This is a genomic window from Oleiphilus sp. HI0123, from assembly GCF_001635315.1.
Genome location: NZ_LWGE01001552.1, coordinates 1 through 5,161, shown reverse-complemented (window position 1 = coordinate 5,161; position 5,161 = coordinate 1). Strand labels below are relative to the sequence as shown.

Below are 5,161 nucleotides of genomic sequence, written 5' to 3'. Positions count from 1 at the left end.
AAAGGCTCTGGAGAAGAAAAAAGCTCTGGAGAAGAAAAAGGCTCTAGAGAAGAAAAAAGCTCTGGAGAAGAAAAAGGCTCTGGAGAAGAAAAAGGCTCTAGAGAAGAAAAAAGCTCTAGAGAAGAAAAAGGCTCTGGAGAAGAAAAAGGCACTGGAAAAGAAAAAAGCACTGGAACTTGAAGAAGCCCTAAAAATCAAAGAGCGTGAATTGGCTCGACAAGCTCAAGAGAAAGTCTTACTGGAAAAGATGCGTAAGCTTGAAGAGGATCGACTTTTAGAAGCAAAAGCTGCTGAAGAAAAGGCGCGCCAAGCTGAGCTCGAAGCCACGCATGCCTTTGAAGTGAGTGAGGTCGAGCGTTTTATGGCTGCAATTAAACGTAAGGTGCAAACCAGATGGCGTATTCCTCCCAAATCAACCGGTTTAAGCGTCACCTTAACAATAGAGCTTTTACCAAGCGGTGAGTTAAAAGCGGTTGGGATTAAAAGTACTAGCGGAAACCCGGTCTATGATCGCTCAGCAGAGCATGCTGCTAGCAGCATTAGTACCTATCCTGTTCCTGATGATGTAAATATATTTGATCGGCACTTTCGTAAGTTCTCGATGCGATTTTCACCTGTTGATTAGTGAACGTTTTTTAGATAAATGTTCTTGTGACGAAATTCTGAGGTTTGAATGAAGAAGTTTCTAATACTGATATTAACTGCATTTGTATCGGCAGCAGTAAATGCCGAGCTTGTAATCGAAATAGAGGTGGGCTCGGCAAGTGCTCAGCCTATTGCGATCGTTCCGTTTGCAAATAAAAATGCATCGCCATTGCCTGAGGATGTATCCAAAATTATTGCAAACAATCTTCAACGAAGTGGTGATTTTGATACCTTGCCGACCTCGCGTATGCTCGGCTTACCTGAACGCTTCGACCAGGTGCACTTCAGAGACTGGCGTAGGCTAGGGCAGAGTTATATTGTTGTTGGGAGTGTCACGCATCAAAATGGTTCTAAGCAGGTAATAGTAGACTATGAACTTGTTGATATCTTTACTCAAAAATCTCTCATTAGCGAGCGAGTAAAAGCAAGCCCTACAAGCCTTAGAAAAACAGCGCATTATATTAGTGACCGTGTGTATCAGCAGATTACGGGTGTCCAAGGCGTGTTTTCTACCAAGATCGCATATATAACCGTTAAAGAGTTAACCAACAAGCAGCGTCAGTACCGCCTAAATGTTGCAGATGCTGATGGGAAAGGGGCTTATACACTGTTTACTAGTCGCGAGCCTATGTTGTCTCCTTCATGGTCTAATGATGGGCAGCACCTGACTTACGTGTCTTATGACTCTGGTCGCCCAGCAATTTACATTCAGCATGTGATTTCAGGAAATCAAAGAAAGGTGACCTCGTTTAAAGGCTTGAATGACTCGCCTATGTGGTCGCCAGATGATTCCTCTCTGGTAATGACCTTGTCGAAAGATGGCAACGCCGAGTTATATAGTTATGACTTGGCTCGTGATCGCACTGAGCGATTAACATTCGACTCAGGTATTGATACCGAGGCAAGCTGGTCACAGGACGGTAAAAGTGTCGTATTTACAAGTGACAGGGGCGGGAGCCCACAGGTTTATCGTATGTCTCTGAGAGATCGTATTCCGGAGCGCTTGAGCTTTGTTGGGAAGTATAATACCAGGCCTCGCTACAGCCGCGACGGTAATAGTATTTTTTACGTCCACAAAAGTACCGAGCCGGGTGATCAAGGTTTTCATATTGCAGAAATAGATATCGAGACGGGGGATCAAAGAATTCTCACCTCAACATCGCTGGATGAGTCGCCAAGTGTTTCACCAAATGGGCGTATGATTATATATTCGACCTTGCGCGGTGGTAGCAAAGTTTTAGCGGTGGTATCGGTTGATGGTGGTGCGAAATATTTTTTACCATCTAATAAGGGCGATGTGCTGGAGCCTGCCTGGTCACCTTTTTTGTAGATTATTAATTATTGGATATAAACCGGTAAAAATAAAAGCTTTTCGCTAAAACCCGCTTGTGTTTTATAGTGCATCCGGTAAGCTTTGTATGATAATAAGTCAAATGATTTTAGTGTGAAAAGCGTACGATTTGACAAAGAATACTTGAATCCCCACCAAAAAAATGAAGGTAAGATGATGAAATTAAATTCGATCAAGCTGTTCCTGGCGCTTATTTTTTCGATTTTAGTACTAACTGGTTGTGAAAGCTTAAGTACTGAAGATGAGTTCACTGCAGACGAAGTTCCAGCTGCACAAGACGAAAACCAATCTGAAGACAGTGCTTCAACCGGCGGTACAGTTTCAGGTGCACCAGACGCTGATCAAATTAGTGTTGAAGAGCAGGCTGCTCAAAGAGCTAAAGAAGCTGCTATGGCCGAGCAAGCCGCTTTGCGTGAAATGAGAACTTTTTACTTTGAGTTTGACCAGTCAACTGTTAAGTCTGAGTCACGTCCTGCATTGGCAGCTCACGCGGCTTACTTATCTGCTAACCCATCGTCAAAAGTTGTGATTGAAGGTCACTGTGATGAGCGTGGCACTAAGGGTTACAACGTTGCATTAGGTGAGCGTCGTGGTAACTCGATTGCTAAATTCCTAATTGTAAATGGTGTTTCTAAAGCTCAAATTGAAGTAGTTAGCTACGGTGAAGAACGTCCTGCAAATGCTGGCCATAACGAAGCAGCATGGGCTCAAAACCGAAGAGCTTATATTGAGTATCAATAATCATTATGATGATTGATAAGACTCTCGCGCGGAGCTGTTTTTCAGCTCCGGCGCTATTACCAGTTACCCTCCTGTCCTTTCTTGTTATTTCTGCTCCTCTTTCTGCGCGAACACTAATTTTTCAGTCAGAACAAAACAATTCTGCGCCCGAAGCGTCAGCGCCTGCTGAACAAACAGCGTTGCCTTCGGCTCGGCCTGTTAGTGCGCCTGTCGCACTGCCGGTTCAAAGCTCTGCAAATAGTGAATTGTTTTTTATGATCGAGGAATTGCAGCAGCAGCTTAAGGCTCTTAGAGGTGTTGTAGAAGAGCAAGCTAATGAGATACGTCACTTAAAGCGAAATGCGAAGGCTAGATATCTTGACCTGGACTCAAGAGTGTTGGCTTTGTCCAAGCAAGCCAAGTCAAGTGGGTCGAGTTCTACTGTTTCCAATACATCCTCAGTCGTTTCGCCTAGCCTAAGTGTGAATGGAGAGTCAGAAGGTACGAAAGCAAGTGTTGTTACTGATGTCGCTGTCGAGCCCAAAAAAGCCAGTTCGGCTGAAGCAAAGCAGGCATATCAAGAGGCTTATGGGCTTATCAAAGACAAAAAGTTTGACGAGGCGGTTACAAGTTTCTACACGTTTATCGAGAAATACCCAGATGGGCCTTTAACAGGTAATGCCTATTATTGGTTGGGAGAGATTTACTTAGTCTTACCTCAGCTAGAGCAGGCTAGACAAGCTTTCTCTATCGTTGTGCAGGCATACCCTGGTCACAGTAAGGTTGCTGACTCTCTATTTAAGCTTGGTGTGGCATATGATCGCTTACAGAACCCGACTGAGTCTCAAAGATACTTAAGTGAGGTTCAAAAGCAATTTCCTGATAGTACCGCTGCCAAACTAGCAAAAAGTTATAAGATCAATCGCTAAGCGACTGAATTTTATAGATTTTTCGTATAATTTTATAAAACTGTAAAACTAATGTAATTTTTTTGAAATTGCGCTTGTTATTTTCTTAAAAATCATTACTATATGCGCCTCATCGGGTCGTTAGCTCAGTTGGTAGAGCAGTTGGCTTTTAACCAATTGGTCGCAGGTTCGAATCCTGCACGACCCACCATTTTTCTCCGCTGTTCTAATGTAGAGAAGTTGGTGGCAACAGAGCCGATCGATGAGCATAAAATGTTGAAAAACATTGTCTAAACTTGATGTTACTAGCATCGCTAGTTCACAAGATTCCAGCGGGTCGTTAGCTCAGTTGGTAGAGCAGTTGGCTTTTAACCAATTGGTCGCAGGTTCGAATCCTGCACGACCCACCATTCCCTTCGAAAGTCCGCTGTCCCAATATTTCCAGCTAATTCATTAGTTTTAACATATAGTCATTTGTTAGTCTGCGCTCGCTGCTTCGATCTGCTTGCGTTGGTACTCAATCAATTATAGATTTTACTGTCACAAGGATTATACTATGGCACCCAAATTTTAGGTGCAGCTTCACATTAGTGTATTGTGTGTTTGAGTGGCTTCTAGTTAGTAAGAAAAATAGATTCGAACTTTAGATATATCTTTAGATAGGAACGACATGGCAAGTATTGAAGATCGCGTTTTGGTTCAAGAGCATTTAGCGCATGAGCATCTCTCGGCTAGAGAATTAGATCAGGCCAAGGTTGCAGATTACAAAGAGAAGATTAAATCGCTACTTAAAGAAAAGAACGCCGTTATCGTTGCGCATTACTATACAGATCCTATTGTACAGGCATTGGCTGAAGAGACTGGGGGATGCATTTCAGACTCTCTAGAGATGGCGAGGTTTGGTAAGGAACACTCAGCTGAGACTCTGTTGGTTGCTGGTGTGCGCTTTATGGGCGAAACGGCAAAGATACTCAGCCCGGAAAAAACTGTACTAATGCCAACGCTCGAAGCGACTTGCTCACTAGATATTGGCTGCCCGATTGAACAGTTTGAAGAATTTTGTGACCAGCACCCTGATCGAACTGTCGTTGTTTACGCTAACACGTCCGCCGCTGTTAAAGCCCGTGCAGATTGGGTAGTCACCTCAAGCATGGCCTTAGAGCTTGTAAGTTATCTTGATAAACGTGGTGAAAAGATACTGTGGGGGCCTGATCAGCATTTAGGTAACTACATAGAGAAGCAAACAGGGGCTGACATGGTAATGTGGCAGGGTTCTTGTATTGTTCATGAGGAGTTTAAGGGGCAGGGTATAAAGGACCTTATGAAGGTTTACCCTGATGCCGCGGTACTTGTGCATCCGGAATCTCCGCAAAGTATGGTTGAATTTGCTGATGCGGTCGGTTCAACGACTCAGCTTATCAAAGCGTCGCAAGAGTTGCCGAATCAAGAATTTATCGTCGCTACAGATAACGGTATCTTCTATAAAATGCAGCAGTTGTCGCCTGAGAAAGTCTTTATCGAAGCGCCCACTGCCGGT

At 43.7% G+C, this 5,161-nt stretch carries 6 protein-coding genes and 2 tRNA genes; all 8 read left to right on the top strand.

The annotated features are described in order from the left end of the window. A partial coding sequence (locus A3761_RS28640) for a hypothetical protein (RefSeq protein WP_231881272.1) occupies window positions 1–180 on the top strand: 180 nt, incomplete at its 5' end. 28 nt (window positions 181–208) lie between these two features. Beyond that, the gene (gene tolA / locus A3761_RS20810) at window positions 209–625 is read left to right on the top strand and encodes a cell envelope integrity protein TolA (RefSeq protein ID WP_231881271.1); all 417 of its coding nucleotides are present in this window, start codon (window positions 209–211) and stop codon (window positions 623–625) included. Window positions 626–673: 48 nt separating this feature from the next. Continuing rightward, a complete protein-coding gene (tolB, locus tag A3761_RS20805) occupies window positions 674–1,975 on the top strand; it encodes a Tol-Pal system beta propeller repeat protein TolB (protein WP_068511018.1) in 1,302 nt (433 codons plus the stop codon). A 174-nt stretch (window positions 1,976–2,149) separates the two neighbouring features. Next, entirely contained in the window at window positions 2,150–2,737 is a 588-nt protein-coding gene (gene pal / locus A3761_RS20800; protein WP_231872114.1) for a peptidoglycan-associated lipoprotein Pal, read from the top strand. A gap of 5 nt (window positions 2,738–2,742) precedes the next feature. Further along, complete coding sequence (ybgF, locus tag A3761_RS20795) at window positions 2,743–3,645, top strand: tol-pal system protein YbgF (protein ID WP_068511016.1); 903 nt, start codon at window positions 2,743–2,745, stop codon at window positions 3,643–3,645. A gap of 114 nt (window positions 3,646–3,759) precedes the next feature. Next, a tRNA-Lys gene (locus A3761_RS20790) sits at window positions 3,760–3,835 on the top strand. Between the two features lie 123 nt (window positions 3,836–3,958). Continuing rightward, a tRNA-Lys gene (locus A3761_RS20785) sits at window positions 3,959–4,034 on the top strand. A gap of 260 nt (window positions 4,035–4,294) precedes the next feature. Continuing rightward, the coding region (gene nadA / locus A3761_RS20780) for a quinolinate synthase NadA (protein ID WP_068750799.1) at window positions 4,295–5,161 on the top strand (867 nt) is incomplete at its 3' end.

Excerpts from the sequence above, each read along its gene's own strand:
- tolB (WP_068511018.1), top strand. The coding sequence starts at position 674 with ATGAAGAAGTTTCTAATACTGATATTAACTGCATTTGTATCGGCAGCA.
- pal (WP_231872114.1), top strand. The coding sequence starts at position 2,150 with ATGATGAAATTAAATTCGATCAAGCTGTTCCTGGCGCTTATTTTTTCG.
- ybgF (WP_068511016.1), top strand. The coding sequence starts at position 2,743 with ATGATGATTGATAAGACTCTCGCGCGGAGCTGTTTTTCAGCTCCGGCG.